At 33.1% G+C, this 26,692-nt stretch carries 18 protein-coding genes; 7 read left to right on the forward strand and 11 right to left on the reverse strand.

The window, feature by feature from the left end; all coding sequences use genetic code 11:
• Positions 1–15 precede the first annotated feature (15 nt).
• Positions 16–1,704: a histidinol-phosphatase HisJ family protein gene (locus AAC024_RS09480; RefSeq protein ID WP_339895138.1), complete on the reverse strand. Its 1,689-nt coding sequence runs from the start codon at positions 1,702–1,704 to the stop codon at positions 16–18.
• Between the two features lie 381 nt (positions 1,705–2,085).
• Between AAC024_RS09480 and recG the strand changes: the two genes are divergently transcribed.
• From recG to AAC024_RS09495, 3 genes are all read left to right on the forward strand, one after another.
• Complete coding sequence (gene recG / locus AAC024_RS09485) at positions 2,086–4,188, forward strand: ATP-dependent DNA helicase RecG (RefSeq protein WP_339895140.1); 2,103 nt, start codon at positions 2,086–2,088, stop codon at positions 4,186–4,188.
• Between the two features lie 360 nt (positions 4,189–4,548).
• On the forward strand, positions 4,549–5,130 hold the full coding sequence (locus AAC024_RS09490) for a tRNA-(ms[2]io[6]A)-hydroxylase (protein WP_339895142.1): 582 nt from the start codon (positions 4,549–4,551) through the stop codon (positions 5,128–5,130).
• A 437-nt stretch (positions 5,131–5,567) separates the two neighbouring features.
• Positions 5,568–7,736, forward strand: a complete 2,169-nt coding sequence (locus AAC024_RS09495) for a DNA mismatch repair protein MutS (protein ID WP_339895144.1) — start codon at positions 5,568–5,570, stop codon at positions 7,734–7,736.
• A 265-nt stretch (positions 7,737–8,001) separates the two neighbouring features.
• Here AAC024_RS09495 and AAC024_RS09500 read toward each other — a convergent pair whose 3' ends face one another.
• Together AAC024_RS09500 and AAC024_RS09505 are read right to left on the reverse strand one after the other, a co-directional pair.
• Positions 8,002–9,132 (reverse strand): leucine-rich repeat domain-containing protein, encoded by a 1,131-nt coding sequence (locus AAC024_RS09500; protein ID WP_339895145.1) that lies wholly within the window; start codon positions 9,130–9,132, stop codon positions 8,002–8,004.
• A 93-nt stretch (positions 9,133–9,225) separates the two neighbouring features.
• On the reverse strand, positions 9,226–10,797 hold the full coding sequence (locus AAC024_RS09505; RefSeq protein ID WP_339895146.1) for a thiol-activated cytolysin family protein: 1,572 nt from the start codon (positions 10,795–10,797) through the stop codon (positions 9,226–9,228).
• Between the two features lie 293 nt (positions 10,798–11,090).
• On the opposite strand from AAC024_RS09505, the gene AAC024_RS09510 reads away from it, so the two are divergent.
• The gene (locus AAC024_RS09510) at positions 11,091–12,959 is read left to right on the forward strand and encodes a tetratricopeptide repeat protein (protein WP_339895147.1); all 1,869 of its coding nucleotides are present in this window, start codon (positions 11,091–11,093) and stop codon (positions 12,957–12,959) included.
• Positions 12,960–13,244: 285 nt separating this feature from the next.
• On the forward strand, positions 13,245–13,661 hold the full coding sequence (locus AAC024_RS09515) for a thiol-disulfide oxidoreductase DCC family protein (RefSeq protein WP_339895148.1): 417 nt from the start codon (positions 13,245–13,247) through the stop codon (positions 13,659–13,661).
• A gap of 34 nt (positions 13,662–13,695) precedes the next feature.
• On the opposite strand, the gene AAC024_RS09520 is transcribed toward AAC024_RS09515, so the two are convergent.
• The 8 genes from AAC024_RS09520 to AAC024_RS09555 all read right to left on the reverse strand — a co-directional run bounded on the left by AAC024_RS09520 (position 13,696) and on the right by AAC024_RS09555 (position 24,918).
• A complete protein-coding gene (locus tag AAC024_RS09520; RefSeq protein WP_339895149.1) occupies positions 13,696–14,856 on the reverse strand; it encodes a tyrosine/phenylalanine carboxypeptidase domain-containing protein in 1,161 nt (386 codons plus the stop codon).
• Positions 14,857–14,858: 2 nt separating this feature from the next.
• A complete protein-coding gene (locus AAC024_RS09525; protein WP_339895150.1) occupies positions 14,859–15,689 on the reverse strand; it encodes an N-formylglutamate amidohydrolase in 831 nt (276 codons plus the stop codon).
• Positions 15,682–16,839, reverse strand: coding sequence for a sulfurtransferase (locus tag AAC024_RS09530; protein ID WP_339895151.1), 1,158 nt, complete (start codon positions 16,837–16,839; stop codon positions 15,682–15,684). Before AAC024_RS09530 ends, AAC024_RS09525 begins: the two co-directional genes overlap by 8 nt.
• 73 nt (positions 16,840–16,912) lie before the next feature.
• Positions 16,913–17,950: a glutathione synthase gene (gshB, locus tag AAC024_RS09535; RefSeq protein WP_339895152.1), complete on the reverse strand. Its 1,038-nt coding sequence runs from the start codon at positions 17,948–17,950 to the stop codon at positions 16,913–16,915.
• 208 nt (positions 17,951–18,158) lie between these two features.
• Positions 18,159–19,478 carry a dicarboxylate/amino acid:cation symporter gene (locus AAC024_RS09540; RefSeq protein WP_339895153.1) on the reverse strand — a complete coding sequence of 440 codons (1,320 nt, stop codon included), beginning with the start codon at positions 19,476–19,478 and terminating at the stop codon, positions 18,159–18,161.
• Positions 19,479–19,709: 231 nt separating this feature from the next.
• Complete coding sequence (locus tag AAC024_RS09545) at positions 19,710–20,441, reverse strand: NAD(P)-dependent oxidoreductase (RefSeq protein ID WP_339895154.1); 732 nt, start codon at positions 20,439–20,441, stop codon at positions 19,710–19,712.
• A 284-nt stretch (positions 20,442–20,725) separates the two neighbouring features.
• Positions 20,726–21,787, reverse strand: a complete 1,062-nt coding sequence (gene aroC / locus AAC024_RS09550; RefSeq protein ID WP_339895155.1) for a chorismate synthase — start codon at positions 21,785–21,787, stop codon at positions 20,726–20,728.
• 194 nt (positions 21,788–21,981) lie between these two features.
• On the reverse strand, positions 21,982–24,918 hold the full coding sequence (locus tag AAC024_RS09555) for an FAD-linked oxidase C-terminal domain-containing protein (RefSeq protein ID WP_339895156.1): 2,937 nt from the start codon (positions 24,916–24,918) through the stop codon (positions 21,982–21,984).
• Positions 24,919–25,068: 150 nt separating this feature from the next.
• Between AAC024_RS09555 and AAC024_RS09560 the strand changes: the two genes are divergently transcribed.
• Positions 25,069–25,554 (forward strand): hypothetical protein, encoded by a 486-nt coding sequence (locus AAC024_RS09560; protein ID WP_339895157.1) that lies wholly within the window; start codon positions 25,069–25,071, stop codon positions 25,552–25,554.
• A gap of 233 nt (positions 25,555–25,787) precedes the next feature.
• Positions 25,788–26,633 carry a T9SS type A sorting domain-containing protein gene (locus AAC024_RS09565; protein ID WP_339895158.1) on the forward strand — a complete coding sequence of 282 codons (846 nt, stop codon included), beginning with the start codon at positions 25,788–25,790 and terminating at the stop codon, positions 26,631–26,633.
• Positions 26,634–26,692: the final 59 nt, after the last annotated feature.

Consider the following 26,692-nt stretch of genomic DNA (forward strand, 5'->3'; position numbering starts at 1 on the left):
AAAAAAAAGAATCAATTAGAAACTATGAAACTCAATCAAATTAGCTTCATAATATTGATTACCAAGTTTCGATAACAGATTTCTAATCACATTACTATCGCCATCAATGGCTAAAGCTGAATATCCAACATCATTTATTTTACCTAGACGCAAATCTTTGATATTGATGTGCTTTGAACCCAGCGCAGATAACAATATGAGCAATACTCCAGGTGCATTATGATGCTTCGTTAAAATAACTTTATCACTTAAAGCTAAGTTTAAGCCAACACCATCCACTTCAAGTAAATACACGCCTTTGCTATAGTAATTTGGTAAAATAGCATTTTCTTGGTACGTTAAATCTTTAAAAAGACCAGTATCAGTACCGTTAATAAAATCTATTGCACTTTGCACTTTTCCATTTTTATTATCAATAGATAAAAATGCAACAGCAGTACCATCATTATTCGATTTTAAACGTGCCGTTTCCACATTAATGCCTTCAGAAGCCAAAGTGTTAAATAATGACGAAATCACTCCTGGTTCGTCTAAATGTTCAGAAAACAAACCATTAACCACTCTTTGGCTATTTTTAGGAATTTCATTTGTTACCGTTATTGATTTACCCCATTTACGAATTCGAATGGCATTATAATCACCCATACCCGTAGCGCTTCTATATATATCCACAAATTCAGAAAAAGAACCTCCAAAAGAATAATCAGGAATTATTCGTCTTTGATTAGTATCCAATCTTTGATTTAACAATTCGATTCCCTTATTTAAAACAGTGTATTTCACTTTTAAATCGTGGTCATCATAAATGGTACGATTCTCTGGAATTAACTTTGAGTAACTTACATAACTCTCGTAACCAGCTTCTTGAATATATTCTAAGCTTTCCTTGTAATTTAGTCCGTAGTAACGCACATGATGTGTATCTGTACCTACACAAACTGGGATTTCAAGTTCGTTTGCTCGTCGCAAGATACTTTGCACTGGATAGACGCCAACACCTTTAAACTTACCAGCCATATTCACGTCTAACGACAGGTTTCTATCGGCTATAAGTTCTAAAAGCGTTCTAAATTTATTGGCTAATGGGTGTGAACTTGTCTCAAAATTCACCAAAGCTTCAGGCATATCAACATTTAATTTTGGTAAATCAATATGTCCTATAATTTGAATCATATCACCAAAACATTCAATCATTTGGATCATTTCATTGAAATAACCATTCCAATAGGCTTCCAAACTACCTCTCAACTTCAGCAATTCAAGAGCTTCTTCTTTGGAACCATCATAAGGTAAGCCTTCGGGTGCAAAATGCACAGAACCAATCACATAATCAGCATCTTCAGCTTGAAAAATCTTTGATCTACTCCATTGCAAACCTAAATCAGGTCCCATCCATTCTAATTCAACCCCGTATTTGATATTGATTTGTCCTTCATACTTTTCACGAAGATTAGCAATACGTTTTGGATAATTTAAATACGATTTATTTCCACGAATAAACTTCACATTAGTTTCTCTTTCAGCGGTATAGCGAAAGTTTGTTAATCGAGGTGAATGTATTATAAACGTAATACTTGGGTTGCCTGCTTCAATAGCCTTATCAACTATATCTTCTAGCTTATTAATACCATGTTTTACATGATCTTGCTCAGTACCGGCATGAATACCATGTGTTTCCCAAATAAATTCGTTGAGTTTTCTCATCAATCAATATGCGTTAAATTATCCTTTAAGAATACCAAATTTAACCATTGAAATAGAAATATGGCCTATTATTTAATTTTTTCAATATATTTCAAAAAGAAAACCCTTATACCAATAAAAATATCTCAAATTCAACTTGATATTAAGAATTTAATAAGTTCGTTTTTTAATTAATTCACCTGAGTATAAGACAAAAATTGAATAAAAACACACAAGGCACTAAAAGGCAACAACTTGAAACTATTATGACTATAGACCTCACAGGTTTTATCCCGAAGCGTCGGGACTGTGAGGTCCTCATTTTATTGGTGTTTTTATCATAAAAGCAGTATCAAACAATTTTTTTTCATGTACTAAATTGATTTGCTTAAATTCGCTTCTATGTCTGTTAACCTGCAAACTCCCATAGATTATTTAAAAGGCGTTGGTCCAAATCGTGCTGATTTGCTGCGCAAGGAATTAGGCATTCACACTTACCAAGATTTAATCAACTTATTTCCAAACAGATATATAGACAGAACGCAGTATTATAAAATCAATCAATTACAGCGTAACAATGCCGATGTACAAGTAATTGGCAAAATAACAGGTTTTAAAGAAGTTGCCCAAAAGCGAGGAAAACGTTTGGTTGGCACGTTTCAAGACGACACTGGCACCATGGAACTCGTTTGGTTTAGGGGACAAAAATGGATTAGAGAAAATTTGAAGTTGAATAAAACCTATATAGCCTTTGGAAAACCCAATTGGTTTAGTGGAAAATTCAATATGGCACATCCAGAACTTGAATTGCTTGAGGAACATGAGAAAAATTTACGTTCTGCCATGCAACCTGTTTACCCTTCTACTGAAAAATTATCGAACAAAGGCATTACCAATCGTGTGGTTAGTAAAATCATGCAACAATTATTTATTGAAACTAATGGAAAGTTTACCGAAACCTTATCTGATAATTTAAAGTCAGAATTAAAATTAATCAATAAAGATTCTGCACTTTTTAATGTGCATTTTCCGAAGAATCAAGAGCTGCTTTCTAAGGCTCAATTTCGATTAAAATTTGAAGAATTATTTTATATTCAACTACAATTAATTATCAAAAATTTAATTCATAAGTCAAAAATCAAAGGCTTTCCTTTTGACCAAGTTGGAATCCATTTCAATTCATTTTTCAAAGACCATTTACCCTTTGAATTAACCAATGCGCAAAAACGCGTTTTAAAGGAAATTCGAGCCGATTTGGGCAGCAACGCACAAATGAATCGACTTTTACAGGGCGATGTAGGTTCGGGAAAGACCATAGTGGCATTCATGTCAATACTCATGGCACTTGACAACGGTTTTCAAGCCTGCTTAATGGCGCCAACTGAAATTTTGTCAGTCCAGCACTATAACGGATTATTTGAATGGTGTAATAAACTGAAAATCAGTATAAAATTATTAACAGGTTCAACTAAAACTTCAAGTAGAAGAATAATTCATGAATCGTTAGAAAATGGCGAATTACAAATCCTAATTGGGACTCATGCTCTACTTGAAGATAAGGTAAAATTTAAAAATTTAGGACTTGCAATTATAGACGAGCAACATCGTTTTGGTGTAAAACAGCGTTCTAAATTATGGCAAAAAAACAGCCTTCCTCCACATGTTTTGGTGATGACTGCAACACCAATTCCTAGAACTTTAGCCATGTCTGTTTATGGCGATTTAGACATCTCAATTATTGATGAATTACCACCTGGAAGAAAGGCTATAAAAACGGTTCATAGATATGATAAAAATCGTTTAAAAGTGTTTCGATTTATTCGAGATGAAATTGATAAAGGCCGACAAATTTATATTGTGTATCCGTTAATCCAAGAAAATGAAAAAATGGATTATAAAGATTTGATGGATGGTTACGAAAGTATTTCTAGAGATTTCCCTATGCCAAAATATCAAACCTCCATTGTTCACGGAAAAATGAAACCTGTCGATAAAGATTATGAGATGCAACGCTTTATTAAAGGAGAAACTCAAATTATGGTGGCTACAACCGTTATAGAGGTTGGAGTAAACGTTCCTAATGCTTCGGTAATGATTATTGAGAGTGCAGAACGTTTTGGTTTATCTCAATTACATCAATTACGCGGTCGCGTTGGTCGCGGTGCAGAACAGAGTTATTGTATATTAATGACAAGCCATAAACTAAGTAGCAATAGCAAAACCCGTTTAGAAACTATGGTTAGAACCAATGATGGTTTTGAAATTGCAGAAGTAGATTTGCGTTTACGTGGCCCCGGAGATATCATGGGCACCCAACAAAGTGGTGTTTTAAATCTAAAAATTGCAGATATTATTAAGGACAATGATATTTTACAATTAGCTAGACATCACGCAAAATCCATTTTAAAAATTGATCCCGCGTTGGCGCTTTCAGAAAACCAAGTCTTTTTAAACACCTACAAACAGCTAGGAAAATATAAAAATATTTGGAATTATATTAGTTGATTTATTTTATCATTACCGCAAAGAAGGGAATTTACAATATAATTACGCATACTAATTATAATCCATATCGATAGCCATTTCAATTAAATCTAAACTTAAAACAAGTCATAAAGCCTTCCCCTCTTGGGAGGGGATTAAGGGGTGGGTTTTTCAATAATAAAAACATAATACGAATTTAGAAGCTCTATTGGTACACGCAACTCGCATTAGGGATTGAGGCATTGTTGAAGCTCTTTTTGTGTTGTTGCACCTATGCAACACAAAAAAGCGACTGCCGGAAAGCCCGACCTTTAGGTAATGCCCAAAAAATTTAATCGCGTATTTTAATGTTTATAACTACTTTTACAAAAAACGAAAAACATGCTTGGTTTAAAATTAGCAACAGACCCACGTTGGGTAAATATTGTAGAATCGAATATTGAGGAAATACTTACCGATCATGCGTGGTGCGAACAAAAAGCAGCAACTAACGCCATTACCATAATCACGCTTAATTCTGAACATACCGATTTAGTTACTGATTTACTAGAATTAGCCAAAGAAGAATTGGAACACTTTCAAATGGTGCATGATATCATTAAAAAACGCGGTTATACACTAGGTAGAGAACGGAAAGACAGTTACGTTAACGAACTTTATAAGTTTATGAATAAAGGCGGAAACAGGTTGCAATCTATGGTTGATAGGTTATTATTTTCAGCCATGATTGAAGCCAGAAGTTGCGAACGTTTTAAGCTACTTTCAAAAGAAATAAAAGACCCTGAACTTTCAAAATTCTATCACGATTTAATGATTAGTGAAGCAGGACATTACACCACTTTTATTGGTTTTGCACGCCAATATGGAAAAGATATTGATGTTGACAAACGCTGGCAGGAACTTATAGATTTTGAAGCTGAAGTGATTAAAAATTACGGAAAATCTGAAACTATACACGGATAAAAAAAGAGGTTGTCCAAAAAAGTCTTTTTCTGTTGTCAGTTTGATTGATGATTTGTTGAAAATCAACAATTTAAAGAGAAATATCACTATGGCATGTTAGCATTTTGTTAAATAACGCTATAACTCTGTTAATCAACATTTTAACACTTCAAACAGATCAAATGTGTTAAAATCAATGCTGCTATTTTTTCGCCACAAATTCACAAATAAATGAGTTCAGCTCCTTAAAAGATTCGTGAAATCGTTGGCTTAAATCAATTACACGAATAAAAAATCTAAAGATTTTTTTAATCCTGGCAACTCGGGAAGTTAAAATTCGTGTATTCGTGGCGTAATATTATTAATACGTTTGAACTACACTTGAAATTTCAATAGCTAAAATCATCTATAGATTGTTTAACTTTGCGTTCCATTATTTTTAGAGCGCATACTTAGGAATGATACACATCCACGAAAAAACATTACAAGATTTAGAATTTCAAACGGTTTTACAACAAGTTAGCGAGCTCTGTGTTACCCCTCTTGGAAATGAAAAGGCTTTGCAAATTTCGCCTTATAAAACTCGTGAAGAATTGCAGGTAGCACTTAACTTAACTAATGAGTACGTATCATCACTTTATAACGATAATCGTATACCAAACCATGGTTTTGATACCATTACTAAGGAAATAAAACTACTTAATATTGAAAACACCTATTTAGAAGTTCATGGTTTAAAGAAAATAGTAGCCATGTCTATATCTGTGAATGCTATTGTTACCTTTTTAAATAAATTTGAAGAGTACTACCCAAATTTAAATCAGTTTGCATCGCATATTGAGGTGACTAAAATTCTAATTGAAAAAGTTGATGGAATTGTTGACAGATTTGGAGATATAAAAGACAATGCCTCAAATTTACTTTTTGATATACGCCAATCTATAAACAAGATAAAAGGAAAAATAAACTCAAGTTTTAGTAGTGCCTTAAACACCTATCATAATCTTGAATATTTAGACGATATTCGAGAAACTGTTGTAGACAACAAACGCGTTTTAGCTGTAAAAGCGATGTATAGACGTAAAGTTAAGGGTTCTATTATGGGCGGTAGCAAAACAGGAAGCATTGTTTATATTGAGCCTGAAGCCACTTTACAACATAGTCGAGAACTTAATAATTTAGAATATGAAGAACACGAAGAAGTGATTCGTATTTTAAAAGAAGTCACCAATTTTATTCGTCCGTTTTTACCGTTGTTGGATGATTACCAAAGCTTTTTAATTAATATAGATGTGATTTCCGCGAAAGCGAAATACGCAAAATCTATGAATGGGATTCTTCCTAAGTTTTCAGAAGATAAAAGCATGTATTTGCGAGATGCTTACCACCCTCTCCTCTATTTAAATAATTTAGAGAAGAAAGAAAAAACATTTCCGCAGAGTATTGAATTAAAATCAGACAGCAGAATTATTGTGATTTCTGGACCCAATGCCGGAGGAAAAAGCATCACTCTTAAAACCGTTGGATTATTACAAGTTATGATTCAAAGCGGCATGCTAATTCCTGTACACGAGCGTAGTAAAGTATGTTTATTTGATAGAATTTTAAGCGATATTGGGGATAATCAATCTATAGAAAATCATTTAAGTACGTATAGCTATCGTTTAAAGCAAATGAATTATTTCTTGAAGAAGTGTAATAAAAACACCCTCTTTTTAATTGATGAATTTGGAACAGGAAGCGATCCGGAACTTGGTGGTGCATTAGCTGAAACATTTTTGGAAGAGTTTTACCATCGTGAAGCTTATGGGATTATTACAACACATTATTCAAACTTAAAAATATTAGCAAACGAATTGCCATTTATGTTGAATGCGAATATGCTTTTTGATGAACGCTCATTAGAACCTCTTTTTAAATTGGTTATCGGTCAAGCCGGAAGTAGTTTTACGTTTGAAGTCGCTCAGAAAAATGGGATTCCGTACAGTTTGATTAATCGTGCTAAAAAGAAAATTGAGCGTAGCAAAATCCGTTTTGATGCTACGATTGCTAAACTTCAAAAGGAACGTTCTAGGCTCGAAAAGACTGGTCAGTCATTAAAACAAAATGAAAAGAAAAAGCTTGAGGAAGCCGATAAGCTTGAAGAAATTAATGCGAAAATCCAAAAGAAGTTAGAAAGCTATCAAGAGTTATACGATAGTAACCAACGTTTAATTTACCTAGGACAAAAGGTGAATGATATAGCTGAAAAATACTTTGACAATAAACAGAAGCGAGAATTAATGGCAGAACTATTTAAAGTGGTTCAAATTGAAAATTCTAAGCGTAAAAAGGTTTCTGCGAAACAGAAAAAAATCATAAAAACTAAAGAGAAGCAAGTAAAACAAGAAGCTGAAAAGAAAGTTGAAGTCATCAGGAAAAAGAAAAAGATAGCAAAACAAAAGGCTATTGAAGCACCAAAGCCAAAGGCGACTATTAGGCTAGGTGATCGCGTTAGAATGGAAGATGGCAGAGCCATTGGAACCATTGACAAAATTGAAAAAAATAAAGCTGTTGTTAATTATGGCATGTTTACTACCAATGTGAGTTTAGATCAGTTAGAACTTGTTGAAGCGGTAAAAAAGTAGGCAGTATTAAGTTAGCAGTAATCAGTATAGGAAATCAATTGTCAAAATAGTTTAAAAAGTACTTTTGTTGATTACCTCATGTTAGTGTTTCAAACTTACTTGGGCAGATAAATGCGTTAGGGATTGAAGAGGAAAGCCCACAGCAAGGTACGAGCGAGGACTTGTAAAGTAAAACCCAACCCTTTTGGGTAACGCCAAAAAATTAACAGCCAACACCAAGTTGCTGAATCACAACTTTAAGTGCCGACTGTATTCATTTAAATCATTAATTTTTAATAAACTTAATAGTGTCTTTATCATTAAACTTTATCAAGTAAAACCCAGGAATCATCTCTTCTAAATTAATAGGTTCATTATTTGCAATTTTACCTCTCATTACTAGGTTCCCTAGAACATTATAAATTTTAAACGATTCTGGCCTATTTAATCCTACAATTTTTAACTCATTTATAGCTGGGTTAGGGTATGCTTTCAATCCTTTGGAAGTTTCAAACTTATTATTACTAAGAGTGCCATTAATATTACCAAAATTTTCCCAAATTGAAGCAGTAGAATAAGCAGCACCACTTCCTATGGGTGTATTTAATGTTACAAGAGATAAATTCCTTCCTTGAAATACTGATGATGTAATAGTTAAAGGCACGTCAACATCAATATTAAATGTCTCTAATGTGTAATTGCCATAAAAAGCATAATCTCCAATAGATGTTACGGAGCTTGGCACACTAACAGTCTTCAAATCTCTACAAACTTCAAAAGCATAATTATCTATCAATGTTACAGAACTTGGAATATCTATAGATGTTAAGCCACTATAAGCAAATGAGCGGGTTCCAATAGAATTTACTGAGTTAGGTATACTAATTTGAGTTAAACTTTCGCAATAGTGAAAAACATTATTACCTATGCTCTCCAAGGAATTTGGTAAAATAATTGAAGTTGCATTTTCGCATCGCAAAAAGGCATACTCTCCTATTTCAGTTAAAACTGTTGCTGATAAATCTATAGTTAATAAGCTTGTACAACTTCTAAAGGCCATATAGCCAATTGTTTCAATTGAACTTGTAAAGTTTATTGAATTTAGATTTGTACATTCTAAAAACGCCTGAGAATTAATTTCTGTTACAGAACTAGGCAAAACAACCGAGGTTAAACCACTACATTGATAAAATGCGTTTACATTAATGCCTGTTACAGAATAATTAGTACCAGAATCTTCAACTGAATCTGGAATAACAATATCACCTGTATAGCATCCATTTTTTTGATTAACACTTACTTCGTTAGCACCAGTTATATAATAATTTATACCATCTGCCTCAAAGGTTTGTGCATAAATATTGCTAAAGCCAATAACAAGGCTTAATACTAAATATATATGTATTTTATTTTTCATTTCTTTTAAATTTAAATTGGATAAATAACAGCCAACACCAAGTTGTTGAATCTACAACTTTAGGTGCTGACTGCTTAAACTAATTCTATGTTATTAATAGATACGCCACGCGTAAAAGTAGGTTCTCATATCTATATCAGCATCTTCGGTTAAAAGTAATCTTATATAAGGGTCTTTAGTTTCTTGAACATTTTTTAGTAAAATTTTCTTTTCTGTTTTTCCTAAATAATCATCGCCACCTATAGCATCATCCTCAGTAAACTCTGCCGATAAGAATATATAATCGTTCTCTAAGTCGGGCATGTACAATTCAACTTCTTCAGTTTTGTCAATTGGTATAGGCCAAAAATTGCCTTCCTCTGGTATAATATAATTACTGCTGGTACGGGTGTAAGACTCTGACCCTTTTACACTACCACCTTGATAAATTTTTGCTTGCATATTGCCATGTAAACGTATGCTACCGCCGTTATTTTTTACCAAATTTATTCCATGAAGCTGAATACCAAACTTATGGTAAGCCTCGTAACAAGTTCTTATATTGAATTCACTTGATAATACAACATTTGCCACAGGAAAACCTTCTCTTATATACCTGAGTGTATAGCCTAATGGTGCTCCAGGAGAATCTGCAGAATATTCTCCTCCTTGGGTAATGTAATTATAAACACCTTCAGGGCCACTCACCACTTGAGCAGCATCACCCGAAGAACCTCCAATAACTAAAGCTTTTACAGTAGAACTATTCCAAAAGGATTGATGTTCTCCAGAACCTCCAGCAGTACCACCATTAAATGCTGCATTAAATGCTGCTTGAGTGTCTGTGAATTCTGAATTGGTTTCAACAGTATATAATAGCATACGCCCATATTTTACAGATGAAACAATTACAGGACTTGTAGAATTTAAATTTGGTGTAGATGTAAAAAGTTTTCCTGGGTTTTGCGTATCAGTTACAGTTAAATCTATTGTATAATAGACCTGTAAATACTTAATTACGTACTTGTATTTCTTCTCTGTACTACTAAAATTAAAAGAGCCAGAAATACTATTTTTCCCTTTTGAATAACTCGCTCCTAGAGCAACACTTAAGTGTTCTTTAGAATATACTTCTTCTGTTGTAAAGTTAACCTTGGCAGATGCAGACCCAGTTACACCTTGTTGAAGCATATCTTTAACACCTTCTCTTACTGTCGCAATATTTGGGTTTTCTATTACGGTTGAAGGTTTGCCATTTAAATTTTCTAAAGATACGGACAAGGTAATGGGTGCTCTTCCTCCTGTAATACCAATATACTCTCCGGTAGGAATCGATTCCCCTTTTAGCATCGCACCTGGGTAAATAACATCGCTCGTTGGGTCTAAGAGTATCATTTCACTAAAACCGGGTGCCATTTTGTACTTTTTTACCACACATTCATTGGTATTCCCTTCTCTTTCTTTGCTAACGTCTTCAATAAACTCTTGATTTGCCTGCTCATCTGGTTGCTCAAAATTGTTTAGGCCAGAAAGAAAGGTATTAATTTCTGCTAACTTATCTCCAGAAACTGGAGCATCTCCTCCACCTTCTGTGCTTTCAGTGCTACATCCATTACAGGACAATAAAATAGTTGCAAAAAATAAACTGTAAAAAATTCTTTTAATTGTTAATAGTTGTGTTTTCATAATTTCTAAATTTTTGTGATTCAACACTTCAAAACTAGACAGGAACACAGCTGAAAACTAATTTTTGGTATGGACAAAGTATGGACAGAGTATAATTTACAGCATATATTAGGCCAACCTTTTATATTTAAATTTTATTTATAAACACTTAATAAACAGTTGTTTAAATTCAATTTACAAATTCAGATGTATAGACAAAGCATAGACAGATGCAACATATACAAGGACACTATATGCTATATTACTTATTATATTTATTATTTTAGTCCTATAACTAGCTAACGTTTTTTTTAATGAAAAATCTATTTTTAATTTTATTTTTAACAACATTTATTGATGTTTCCTCTCAAAATAATAAGGCTTTAGTTGATAGTTTAAATAATGAATTGAAATTAGTAAAATACGATTCTATTAGATTAAAATTATATGAAAGACTTTACTCCGCTGAGCTATATAGTAACCCACAAAATGCAAAAGAACATGTCACAAATGCAATGAATCTATCAAAAAGAATAGGTAAAAAAATCTCACATAATAGAGCTTTATATGGACTAGGATCGTATTTCTACATTACCAAAGAATTAGACTCATCTGATTATTATTATACTAAATCTTTCAAGTATGCTAAAGAAAATGACTTTAAAGAAATGATAGCAAAAACAATGTCATCCCAAGCACTTAATGAGAATAATCTTGAAAAGGCTATTAAAATGCGAGATACAGCAAATAGTATACTATTAGAAATAGGACATCATTTAAATTACGCTATTGGTGTTGGACAAAGAGCTGAATTAATAAATAGAAAAGGTGAGCATACAAAAGCTTATAAAGAATCTTACAAAGCTTTAAGAATATTAGACACTATCGATGCAGAACCATATAGAAAAGCTGATATTAATATTCAATTAGGTAATATTGAAGAGAAAAGAGGTAATAGAGAACAAGCAATAAAATTTTATAAAAAAGCACTAGATATATTTATTGAAACTGATGATTTCGTATATCAAAGTAATGCTTATTTAAATTTAGGGTTCACCTATTTTAATATGAAGAATTATGATAGCGCACAATATAATCTTAATAAAGGAGTAGAATTAGCTAAAAAATACAGATTAAAAGGAAATTACTCGAGAGGTTTAGGGCATTTAGGAATAATTAGCCTACATAAAGAAAATTATACAGATGCAAGAGAGTATTTAGAAAAGGGAATTGCTTTTGATAAACAATTTTGGAAGTCTGGTCCAACAGGTTTTAAGCTATTGCATTTAGGTCGCGTAGAAATGGCAGAAAATAATTTTTCAAAAGCCATAAATTATTTTGATGAATGTTTAAAGCTTTCCATCGAAATTAAAGACAAAAGAGCTGAACGTGATGTATATCGTACTTATATAGAGGTTTTTGAAAAAACTAATAGATTTAAAAAAGCAAACGACTATACTAAACTTTATGTAAAACTTAAAGACAGTCTGCAACGTGCATTTAATAATAAAGAAATTGAAGACTTAAAAATCGCCTATGATACAGAAAAAAAAGAAGCCGCTATTGCTTTGCAAAAAGAAGAAATTAAAACACTTAACGTTCAAGCTAAAAACGATAAACTTACCAAAACACTTTATAGCATTGGGATATTTTCGCTATTAGCTATTGCAAGCTTGCTCTACTTTGGTTTTAAGCAACGTATAAAGAAAAATAAAATAGAACGTGAAAAGCAAGAAGAAATATACAAACAAGAAATTGGTTTTAAAAAGAAAGAACTTGCATCTCAAACCCTACACCTAGTCCAAAAAAACACTTTCATACAAGAACTAAAAGAAAATTTAGTAAAAATTAAACAATCGCCAGAACTCTTTAAAGTAGAGTTTAGACGCTTAGTCATGCTTCTTAAAAAAGAAAGTGCTGAAGACAAAGATTGGGAAGTGTTTAAATCTTACTTCTCTGAAGTTCATAATAACTTTGACCATAAATTAAAAGCAATCTATGAAGATATTAGCGAAAAAGAAATGCGCTTAGCGTCGTTTTTACGCATGAACCTTTCTACGAAGGAAATAGCATCGATGCTTAACGTATTACCCGATAGTGTGCTAAAGTCTAAATATCGTCTTAAAAAGAAGCTTAATCTGGATAAGGAAACCGATTTAAACCATTTTTTAAGTGATTTGTAAAGTGGTATCTTTGTCAATGTGATTCTGATCCCGATTTTTATCGGGAGTGAGAATCTGTTAAATAGTGTCTGGACGGAAACACAGCAAAATTAAATTTGTTTCTTTTTGCGCCCTTTCAGTTTATTTTTAATCGCTTGATACTAAGGCATCAACTCATAAAAACTAAACAAAAATGACATCAAAAATAAGTCAAATTATAAAAATCGTCTGTTTCCGTCCTGACACTAAATAGAAATTCATTTAAAACGATTGTTACGTCGTACCTCCTCACAATGACAGTTTATTATGGTAGATATTCCAAACGATAAAAAACTATTACTGTTTGATGGTGTTTGCAACCTTTGTAATTCGTCTGTGCAGTATGTTATAAAACATGATAAGAACAATGTGTTTCTATTTACAGCATTACAAAGCGAAGTTGGACAAAACATTGTTAAGCATTATAATATTGATACTTCTAGAGTAGATTCTATTCTGTTGTACACTCCAGGAAAAGGCATTCAATACAAATCTACAGCAGCTTTAAAAGTGGCTTCGCAATTGGGGTTTCCCATAAATTTATTGACTATATTTCTTATAGTTCCAAAGGTTATACGCAATTGGGTTTACGATTTTATTGCCAAAAATCGATACAAATGGTTTGGCAAAAAAGACGCTTGTATGATTCCTACACCTGAATTGAAGAGTAAGTTTTTGGAGTAATTTGCGTCAAACATTAAAATAAAAACCATCTCATCTACTTCAAACTCCTCAAAATAAAATCCACCTTTTTATTCGTGTTTTTATTTTCAGAAAAAGCATCTGTAATGTGTTTTGCAGGTACTGCGAATCCTTTTTTAATAAGCGATTGAATAGCATTAGCGTACTCCAACGTGACTTTACCAGTAAGCAACAGGCTTAAATCTTTACCAGAATGGTAATAATCATATACTTTTTTAAGTCCAGATAAATATAAATAATCTTTGGTAAATCCGCCACCACGATGCGCTCTGAGCGTGATGTAAAAGGCACTTTCTCTATCTAAATCGTATTGATTGTGCAATAATCTAAACGTTCTAGAAAACGGATACCCTTTAGCTAAACTATCTACCGCAATAACACGATACGCTAATTCTTTTAAACGAGTAATAGTTAAATTATTACTCATATATTCCGAAAAAACAGCCAATCCTTCTTGTGTTTCTTCATTATTAGGAAACCCATGAGAAAAGATTTTTAGAGGGTGTAACAAACCATTCATAGTGGTGACCATATGCACACCAATTTCATGATTGGTTAATACAGCAATCTCATTATCAGAATAGGTGTGATTTGTATTTAACACCAAAGTTTTAGTATTATTAAATACCATAGCAATGGCGGAAATTTTATCTGAAAAATCAATATTATAGCTAAAATCGTACGTCGCAGAAAAATCTTTAAAAAACACCTCGGATTCTTTCGCACTATATTTTGGTTGAAACATAGCAACATCTTTATTCTCATCTTCAAAATGGAGAATAAATTTGGCGTTTTCAACATCATTTTCAGTTGGTGTTCCAAAACAATGCAAACTATTAAAGTAAAAATGCTTCCCGTTACCAATATTCTCAATGCATTGAATTAAACCGGAATAGGTATAAATAATATCTTCGTACAAATCCCGAATGTCATGGTCCTCAATACGTTCAATTGGCTGGGTAAACAATTCACGATGCAGTTTAAACTTATCAAAATTGATATTTGGATATTTAAAAACAGGATCGGTAAGATATTTCGATAAAAAAAAACGTTCCTTTTCTTCTTCAATATTTACAGGATTCACATAACTCAATAACTCAATTTGCTTTACATGCGCGTCGATATTTTTATCAATCTCTAAAAGCATTTGAGTGTCAACATTATCATCAATCTTCATAATTACTTTTTAAACTTGTTATAAACCTGTTGTGCATGCTCTGGAATACGTGTTATTAATTCATGCTCCACTATTTTGACTACCTCTGGAAAGATAATCTGTTCGTATTCATCACAATACACTTTTGCTATTTCGGTTGCCAAAACTAAGGTATTTCTAAAGTTCTGTGTAATAAATTTCAAGAAATATCCATTGCCTTGAAAGGTATCATTTATTAATGATGTTGATTTTATAGAATTAGGAAACTGGATTTCAGAGAGACTTTCTCGCCATGTTTCAATGACATCTCCAAAACGGGTATTATCAACATTACTGGTTCCTAAATTCCAAGTAGGCACTTCCCTATCCCAACGTTTCCAATTGTAGCTATGCATATCGTAAACCGTACAAAACCCAAACTTAGACTCTATCGTTTTTATTAATGCCTCCACGACTTTATAGAAATTAGCATGTTTTTGAATACTTTTAGTTTTCATGTCTTCAGAAAGAGGCTTCTTCCATAATGGTTTCCCCCAAGCCGTTACAAAAACAGCATCTTCTGGAGCACGATTTAAATCGTATTCAAAACGAGAATCACAAGCTGCAATAACTATAGGATGTGATTTAACCATATTTTTGGTTTCTGGGTCTTCTTCATACCAACGTTCATATTCGGTATGTAAACAATTATCCCAAAGGTCTTTTCTAAATTGATGACCGTTATGAATGGCTGCACAGGTATAAGGCACATATTCATCAATCTTAATAGTAAATGCATAATCGGATGATACTGCTTCAAAAACAGCTTCCGCCTCAATTTTTGAAATAATTTCTGAAACGGTTAACCTATCCATCCTTCAAAATCTTTTTCAATTCCATGTAAGCAACCTGCTCCATTTGGGCATAATTACCATCGGCAAAAGCCATAAGTTTAATATCAGCAAATAAACCTGCTAAATCATCGCGGTAATAATCATGCGTTTTTACACCTTCAAAAATATTCTGTATACACTCGTAATCGCTATCTTTTTCAAATTGCTCATATACTCGCTGATAAACTTCCTTATCAACACGACTCAAAATATATTTTTTTTCTTCCCTAGATTCATTCAAGTCTAAATGCGAAACGTAAATTAAAATATAAGCCAGCAATTCATCTTTTGTCCAAGTGCTTGGTGCTTTCATGTCTCCTATTAAACTTCCATATTCAGTCCAAGAACCATCATAAACCGAACTATTTTTATATCCTGAAATCTCAGCTCCTAAAGCTAAAACACAAGCTGTAATACCTGAACCGCATGAAAATATAATAGGATCATCTTGTTCTGCAACCATATAAAACGCTTTGGCTAAGTCTTTTTTAGACTTTAAAACACCATTTTCTAATAAATCTGTAAAAGGCAAACTAACTGAGTTTGGAATCGTACCCATGCGTAATCCAGCTCTGGGTTCAGGTTCCGTACAATTAAATCGACCTGAAGAACGTGCATCAATTATTTTATGAGTTTCATTTTTAGAAGCTTTTTGAATATCATCAAAAAACTGCATGAAATTGGGTTGCATCTTTGCTTCAAAATCACCTGCACCTCCTTCATAAAGATTCATATATTCAGTCGCATATCCTGCCTTCAACCATTCTGGAAATCCTCCATTTAAAACTGCAACATTATTAAAACCAAAAGCTCTAAACAGATACCAAACTCTGGCACTTGAGTAAATACCCTTGTCATCATAAACCACAATGGCACTATCTTTATTTACACCTAATTTTCTTGCTTCTTTTTGAAATTGAACTTCAGATGGAAATGCACTCGGAAACGGATCTGAGGTATCACTAAACTTTTGTTTAATATCAAAAAATCGTGCATTTGGAATTTGTTGTTGTAAAGCATCAAAAGTTTTTACTATTGTGCCATCTAAAACAATAAGATTATTGGCATTCAAATGTTTATGAAGCCATTCAACTGAAACTATTGGTGATGTTAGGTTTATATTTGAACTCATTTGAAAACTATTAAATTAAATGACCGAAGACCAAACGAAAACGGTAAACTGCGACTAATTACTGCAAACTAATTTAAGCGTCTTGAACCGTTTTTCTTAATCTTGTGCGTCTATCAAAAGCTTGAAGCTTATCTATAACTTTCATTTCTAAAAAGTCAATCACTTTTTCTTCAATTTTAGTTTTTAGTTTATACACTTTATTAATATATGTAATACCTCCTGGAGACATCACATTCACTTCAACTAATTTTCCTCCAATAACATCAATACCAACAAAATAAAGGCCGTCGTTTACGAGCTTTGGCCCTATTTGTTTGCATAACGCTTTTTCGGTTTTAGTCAAAGTATGGCGTTGTACACTTCCTCCAGCGGAAACATTAGAACGATGATCGTCATTTCCAGGTACTCGTTTCATGGCACCAACAGGTTCGCCGTTTAACATTAAAATACGTACATCGCCTTGATCGGCGCCTTCAATATAATCTTGAAGAATTACATAATTTGAAGAACCATCACCACTTGTAATATAAAAATCGAGTAAGGAATTAATATTACTCATTGCCGATTTTTCAATAAGAATCACACCAGATCCTCCAAAACCATTAAGTGGTTTTAAAATCATTTTATCGGCTTTTGACTCTCTAATTTGCTTGATTAAGTAGTTTTTACTTTTTGATACATGAGTTGCGGGTATAATGTTGCTATGCGCATCACCAAAGGCAGCAGTATATAATTTATTATTAGCTTCTCGCATGCCTTCTAAAGAATTCATGATAAACACATCATCTTTTACAGAATCTAAAAAATTAAGCATAATAGGATCTAAAGGCGGATTTGCTCTAAAGAAAATCACATCAAATCCAGCAAGAGGTAACATCTCCTCTCTCAATTCCGCTTTCTTATGAAACGATTTTAACGAACTTGGTGTTTTTTCCATTCTGCCAATAACCGTGCAATTAGCGGTAGTCACACTGTTTCTAATGGTTAAATTTTCAGGTGTGCACATGGCTACACCGTGTTTTCTTTTAACACATTCTTTAATTAAAGCTAAGGAGGTATCATTATCTGGGTCAATAGCTTCCCACGGATACATTATAAAACAAACGTTCATTTTTCTTCTTTTTTGATTGATATAAATTTAAAGGTTTTTTGAGTACATCACAAAATCTATCAAAAGTTCTTTTGGGCGTTCCCCTGCGGGTCGGGCTTTTCGCTATATCTTTTTTGTTTGTCACCTTGAGCGCAGTCGAAAGGTCTTTACATAAAACAAAAAAGGATGCCGCTACAATCCCTAACGCACCTGTCCGCAAAGGCAAGTATTACTTCACCGCCTCATAATTATCATCCCACTCTTTTGGTTTGGGGTCGTGTAATTTACCTAAAGACTTAGCTACAATCATTGATACGGTAGCATCACCAGTTACGTTTACAACGGTTCTACACATATCTAATGGTCTATCAACTGCGAATATAAGAGCAAGACCAATAGGCAATAATTCTGGAGGAAATTTTATAGACTCTAACACTATTACCAACATAACCATACCTGCACTTGGTACTGCGGCACTGCCAATAGACGCTAATAATGCTGTTCCTACTATTAATAACTGGTTTGTAAAAGTTAAGCCTTCTGGCCAAATTACTTGCATAATAAATACGGCGGCTATACCTTGGTATAAACTTGTTCCATCCATATTTACAGTGGCTCCAACAGGTAATACAAACCCCGATACTTCTTTATCTACGCCTAAATGTTCTTCAACACGTTCCATAGTTACAGGAAGTGTTGCAGCACTACTACTTGTTGAAAAGGCTAATAATTGCGCTGGACTTAATTCTTTTAAAAACCACAGCGGTGATTTCTTAACAACAAATTTTACTAAAATAAGGTAAAACCCTATCATTAGTAATAAACCGCCAACTACACTAAGCGCATACCAAAGCAGTTTAACAAGAATTTCTGTATCGTCAAAAGCAATAATAACGTTTGCTAATAGTGCAAAAACAGCATAAGGAGCAAATAGCATAATTAAATCAACCATTTTCATAACCACTTCGTTTAAGGAATCAAAAAACTCAACTAACGGTTTTGCCTTTTTTTCTCCAATTAGCAGCAAACAAATACCAACAAATAGCGCAAAAAATATAATTTGAAGCATTTTTGCTTCGCCTAAAGCTGTAAATATATTACTTGGAAAAATATCTACTAATGGCTGAAGTGGGCCAGCATCTTTAGTAACTTTTGCTTTACCAATCATGACATCTGCACTACCTTGATACGTTGTTTTTATTTTTTCTATTGTTTCAGCAGGCATTCCAGTTCCAGGTTTAACCACATTTACAATACTTAAACCAATAACAATAGCCACTAAAGTTGTTGTAATATAAATCCCAATAGTACGTAAACCCATAGATTTTATTTTGGAAATATCTTTTAAATCAGAGATACCCTTAATCAAGGACGCTAAAATTAATGGTACTGCAATAAGTTTTAAAAGATTGATAAAGATGGTACCAATAGGCGCAACCCAATCCGAAATAAACCCTTTTCCGCCATCAACGGTATTCATAATAAAACCAAAAATGATTCCGAGAACCATCCCTATAATAATCTTCCAGTGTAATGCTAGTTTTTTCATTTGGCTTCTAACCTCTCCAAAGGAGAAGGATTTGTTAGTTAATTACTATTTAAATTCGAGATATAAATTTGAGACAAGATAGGTATTTTAGATGTTGTGCTTTTAAAAATAACTTTATTCCACCAAATTAACACTTAATATTCTAACATTATTTAATGGTCTGTCTAAATCATTGATTTTAACTCTAGCAATGGAATCTAATTTCGATATTCCATTTATTAGCAACAATATTTAATCTTCTACAAGCTTAAACAAAGTAAATGCATCTGCCTTTGGATTATATCCAACCTTTTCTTTCGATTCAGTTATATCTAGACGTTTGTATCTATTATTGGAAATAGCGTTAAAAACTTCGTATTCAATATTTTCTGTCTCGATACATCCAACCAATAATTGGTTAAAATCATCAGGGTGCAAAAATGCACTTAAATCTCGAGTATTCATTTCTGTAAAATCCTTTGGGAATTCGTAGGCACCAATTCGTAAACAAATTGCCGAAATTCCATTATTATATGCGTGATACGCAGCTAAAGCCTCTCCAAAGCATTTTGAAACACCATAAATATTTTTAGGTTTTACAAGCATATTCTTATTTACTTGAATATCGATAGGATAACTTTCAATGGTTTGAGCACTACTTGCGAAAATCAATCTTTTGCATTTTGCCTTTACGGCTGCATTAAATATATTTTGGGTGGTTTTTATATTGGTTTCTAAAATTATGTCCGAATCCGAAATCGGGTCAACTATTCCAGCCAAATGTATTACCGTATCGATTCCTTCACATAGTTTTGTGCAATCTGAAAATTGCATTAAATCAGCTTTTTCAATTCGAACATTATCATTAAAAGTACGGTTGTCCGTTACTATATCTGCAACGGTTATTTCATATTTATGGTCAAAATTCTGAACAAAATGCGTTGCTATTTTTCCAAATCCTCCAGTTATTAAGATTTTTTTCATTGAATTTAAGGTGTATTTAAAATTGACTAAAACTATTTGTAAACTAACAAATATATAGAATAACTTACTTCATTAAGAGCGTAATAGCCATCTTGGTGAGATTCCTGCCTTTGCACGAATAATGGAACACAGCGGATACCTTAGCCCCGATTGAAACGGCATCCTTTTTTAAATTTAAAGAACCCTAATTTTTGATTAAGAACTAAACATTAACAGATTGCCACGTCCTTTGTCCATGTAATGACGTTTTTAAAAAAGATATAGTTGAAAGCGGGAAATAGCTTCTAATTATAAATTTTATTAATTAAGTAAAAATCTGCTAAAACCAATGCTGCCATAGCTTCGACTATGGGAACAGCACGTGGTACAACGCATGGGTCATGACGTCCTTTACCTTGCATTTCTACTTTATTACCTGCTTTATCAATGGTTTCGTATTTTTGTATAAGTGTCGCGACAGGTTTGAAAGCCATATTAAAATAAATATCCATGCCGTTACTTATTCCACCTTGAACACCTCCAGAATAGTTTGTTTTTGTTGACCCATCACTATTAAAAGCATCGTTATGATCGCTTCCATACATGGTGCTTCCGCGGAATCCGCTACCATATTCAAAACCCTTTACAGCGTTTATAGATAGCATAGCCTTACCTAATTGAGCATGTAATTTATCGAATACAGGTTCGCCTAAACCAACGGGTACATTTTTAATGACACAGCTTACAATTCCGCCAACGGTATCGCCTTTTCCACGTACTTCTTTAATGTAAGTTTCCATTTTTCTAGCCATATCTTGGTCTGGACAACGCACGATATTTGACTCTACTAGTGTCAAGTCTATTTCATTATAAGGTTTATCCAATTTCATGGTTCCAACTCCTGAAACATAAGCTGTAATCTCGATGCCTTTTAGCATTTGTTTAGCTATGGCACCAGCAACAACACGACATGCGGTTTCTCGAGCAGAACTTCTTCCTCCACCTCTATAATCGCGTACACCATATTTTTTATCATAAGTATAATCGGCATGACTTGGTCTGTAACTATCTTTTATATGCGAGTAGTCATGAGATTTTTGATTTGTATTTTCAATAACAAAACCAATTGAAGTCCCAGTGGTTACACCTTCAAAAATCCCTGAATGAAATTTAACTGTATCAGGCTCTTTGCGTTGCGTAACAATGGACGATTGCCCTGGTTTTCTTCGGTTTAACTCGTTTTGAATTTCATCTAAATTTAATTCAATACCTGATGGACAACCATCTATAACGCCGCCTAATGCAGGTCCATGAGATTCGCCATAAGTTGTTAGATTGAATAGTTTTCCGAAGGAATTACCAGCCATAATTGCAATTTTTGGCTAAAATAAAGCTTATCCAATTAATAAGGAAATGAAATCGTGTTTAGGTTGAATTCTAATGATAAAAGGCGCAATAGTATTCTGTTTTTTTGTCTCGCAAAGACGCAAAGTTTTAATGTCCTCAAAGTCTGGAGACTTTGCGGAGTAGTGTTACTGAAAAATGAGACTGTGACCGAATACTAAATCAGCGCTTCTCTTAAAATTGTAATGGGATGTTTTGCGTCACGGTTAGTGCCATCTTTAATTTGATGTCTACAACTTGTTCCGTTTGCGGCGATTATGGTATCATTTGAAGCTTTTCTTACTGCTGGGAAAAGTGTTTGTTCACCAATTTGCATACTTACTTTATAATGTTCTTTTTCATAGCCAAAACTGCCAGCCATCCCGCAGCATCCGCTTGGTATTATAGTCACCTTATAGTTTTTAGGTAAATTTAATACTGTAAAACTTGACAATTGGTTACTCATAGCCTTTTGATGACAATGCCCATGGAACTTTATGGTTTTAGCTTCTAAAGTAAACTGCTCGGGTTTTATGTTGCCTAACCCTATTTCTTGCTGAATAAACTCTTCAATTAAAAAGGTGTTTTTTGATAGCGCTTCCGCGGAAGTTTTATCGTCTGCCAATTTTAAATACTCGTCTTTAAAGGTTAAAATCGCTGAAGGTTCTATACCTATTAATGGTGTTTCAGAAGTAATCAAATCTTTAAAAATTGATACGTTTTTATTCGCTACATCTTTAGCTTGTTCTAACAACCCTTTTGATAAAAACGAACGACCAGATTCGGCATTATTAATCAGCTTAACTTCATAATTTAAAGCTCTTAAAAGCTCGATGGCATCTACACCAATTTGGGTGTCTAAATGATTCGTAAATTCATCAATAAACAGAATTACGAATTTCGCAATTTTATTTTTAACTATTTTATTATCAGTTACATTATAAATACTACTTAAACTTTTAGTTGAAATTAAAGGTAAGCTTCTTTCCTTGGCAATACCAATTGATTTTTTTAATAATGAAGACGTCAATCCGTTTGAAAAAACAAAATTTGCAAGCCTTGGAAGTTTACTTCCTAACTGATTTAATTTATTATTATAAGCGAACACTTTGGTGCGCAAAGACACCCCATTTTCTTTTTGATACTGGTACTGAAATTCTGCTTTTAAACTTGCCACATCCACACTACTTGGACATTCACTTGAACAAGCTTTACAGCTTAAGCATAAATCGAAAACATCTTTCAATTCTTTGTGATTGAACTTATTTGATTTCTCTGTCCCGATAGCTATCGGGATGGTTAAAAATTCCCGTAGCGCATTTGCTCTTGCTCGTGTTGTATCTTTTTCGTTTCTAGTGGCTCGGTAACTAGGGCACATGGTCCCACCAAATTCTGGTAATTTTCTACAATCGCCAGAACCATTGCACTTTTCGGCTTCTCTTAAAATGCCTTTCGATTTTGAAAAATCTAGTAATGTTTCAATTTCAGGTTCTGCCCTATCGATTTTATAACGCAACCCTTTATCCATAGGAAAAGCATCAACTATTTTTCCTGGATTAAAAATATTATCTGCATCAAAAGCCGCTTTTATTTGTTTTAATATTTGATAGTTTTCAGCACCAATCATTAATGGAATAAACTCAGAACGCACTATCCCATCACCATGTTCCCCACTCATAGAGCCTTTATACTTCTTTACTAAGTGCGCCACATCAGTGGTTATTTTTCTAAATAATGCGACATCATCACCTTTTTTTAAATTTAGAATAGGACGTAAATGCAATTCACCGGCTCCTGCATGCGCGTAATAAATAGCGTCTTGGTTATAGTCTTTCATGAGTTGCGTAAACTCAGAAATGTAATTTGCTAAATCTGGCAGTGCCACAGCGGTATCTTCAATACATGCCACCGCTTTTTTATCACCAATAATATTTCCTAACAAGCCTAATCCAGCGCTACGCAAATTGTTTGCTTTTTCAATATCGTTTCCTATAAGCCTTGGAAATGCATAACTCAATCCTGACTGTTTAATAGCATTTACAAGGTTTTCTGCTAAAATTTCTGCTTCGTTTAAAGTCTCTGCTTTTACTTCGCACATCAATATAGCCTGAGGATCTCCTTCTATAAATTGCCTATTCTCTTGTTGGGTTTTATTATGTTTTGTACAATCTAAAATGGTTTTATCCATCATTTCACAGTTGTACAAATTATGTTTCATAGTTAATTCAACAGTATTTAAACAGCCTTCAATACTATCAAAATGTGCTGCTACCATAATAGATTCCTGCGGTGGTAAGGTATCTAACTTTAAAGTAATTTGTGTTGTAAATGCTAATGTGCCTTCGCTGCCAGAAAGGATTTTACACATATTAAAGGATTCAGAAGATTCAGAAAACACGTTTGATTTAATCAATTCATCTATAGCATAGCCTGTATTTCTTCTGTGTATTTCTGGTTTTGGAAAATGCTCAAGGATTTGTTTCTGAACAGCTTCAGGTTTCAACGCATCATAAATGATTTTATAAATAGTGCCATCTAAAGTCTCTAATTTTGTTTTTCGATGAAATGCTTCCGAAGTCAATTCTCCAAAAACAACTTCGCTCCCATCACTTAAAATGGTGTGCAGTTCTAAAACTTTATCACGAGTTACACCATACTGAATAGATGTGGTTCCAGAAGAATTATTACCAACCATACCTCCCATCATGCATCTGTTTGATGTTGATGTATTAGGACCGAAAAACAAACCGAAAGGCTTTAAATAATTATTTAACGCATCACGCACTACACCAGGTTGCACGGTAACGGTTTGCGCCTTTTCATCTAAATGAATAATTTTTGTGAAATATTTTGAGACATCAACTACAATACCATCGCCGACACATTGTCCCGCTAATGAGGTTCCTGCGGTTCTGGGAATTAAAGATGTTTTACGCGTTTTTGCAAACTTGATAAGCTGCTTTAAATCTTCTGCATTTTTTGGGTAGGCTACTGCCAATGGCAACTTTCTATAAACCGAAGCATCGGTCGCATATATAGATTTTATTAAATCATCATCATATACTTCGCCTTCTAAAATTTCTCTTAACTCCTTTAAATGTGGACTTAACGCCATCTACTAACAAATAAGTTTATAAAACTAATAAAGAAGTTAAATATAAATACATTTTTGGCGTTATTTTTGCAAAAGCATAATGAATATTTAAAAATGGTCTTTTTAACATAATAGACCGTATATAATGACATCAAACTAAAAACTTTATTTATGAAAAAATTATTTTTATTATCAGTTACAGTATTAGCTTTTGCGTTTTCATCAAATGCTCAAGATATTTCAGAAAATGCGATAGGATTACGTTTAGGAGATAGTGATGGCCTTGGTGCCGAAATATCTTATCAACACGCTTTAGGAGAAAACAACCGTTTAGAAATTGATTTTGGTTGGAGAGATGGCAATAATTACGATGGTTTTAAACTTGCTGGTTTATACCAATGGGTTTGGAATATAGAAGACGGTTTTAACTGGTATGCTGGTGTAGGTGGTGGATTAGGCTCTTATAGCTTTAATAATGTTCCTAATGGGTTCGATGATAGCGATACCTTTATTTTTGCCGCTGGTGATGTTGGTATTGAGTACAATTTTGATATTCCGTTATTATTGTCATTAGATTTTAGACCAGAAATTGGTAATAATGATTTTACAGACAATACTATTTTTGATATTGCTTTTAGTATCCGTTATCAGTTCTAATTGCATTGAAAATTTATAAATTTAAAAGCACCTTTACGGGTGTTTTTTTTATGGATTATTTTAGTGATTCAAAACTTGACTTTGTCAGAAAAATTGCCTAACTTCGTTTAACAAAAGATAAAGTTCATTGAAACGGAACTTTATCTTTGCATTGGCAAACATTAAAGACTAAGGCCTAAATTGAATTTAAAGCCTATATTTGTTGCAAATTATAACCAACCAATACTATACTTATGAAAAAAAAATTACACTGTTTATTAATGGGAATTGCAATTATTAATTCAGGAATTCTATTTTCCCAAAACACTGAGGATTTTGAATCAGAAACAACTGGTTCAACCACATTTACTGATAATGGTTTGGCATTTACTATAACGACAATCGAGTCTGGTCCTGCCATTTATGACATAGAATTTTTTACCTCAGGCGGTTATAATGGATCAGGTAATGATGACAAATTTATTGATAATTCAAGTGGAACTGTAACTCAAGGTGATGGTACCTCATTCTCAATACTAACAAATGATGGAACGAATATTACTTTAAAAAGTTTTTATTTATTTGTATCAAATAGAAGTTTATCAGGACCTGGAACACCAACGACATTAACATTTGAAGGAAGAAAAGATGGTGGAAATGTTTTTATAGTTACCAAAAGTACAGGTATTGTTGATGGTTCTACTTTCACGCCCAACAATGGATTTACTTTTATCGATTTTGCCACAGAAGGTGGAACTGATAATTCAAATGAAAATATAGATGAAATTATAATTTCATCTACTGGTTTTGCAGATTACTTAGCTCTCGATGCTTTCACTTGGGACGCTGAAGTATTATCAACGAATGAATTTGAAATTGACTCAGGCCAAATAAAAATAATACCAAACCCTTCCTCGGATTATTTTCAATTATCTGGATTAAAAGAAAATATTGAATTTAATATTTATGACTTATTAGGTAAAAGAGTCAGTTCAGGAAAAATCGGTCCAAATCAAAAAATAGATATTTCAAAATTGAACAATGGATTATATTTTATAAAATTAGAGTATAAGAAAACTATCAAGTTTATTAAAAATTAACGTTAGCCAATAAATAGTACTATGAGCGGTCTGCAAGACCCAGCGATGAGTACATGTTG

This window comes from uncultured Algibacter sp. (assembly GCF_963976535.1).
Lineage (GTDB): Bacteria > Bacteroidota > Bacteroidia > Flavobacteriales > Flavobacteriaceae > Algibacter_B.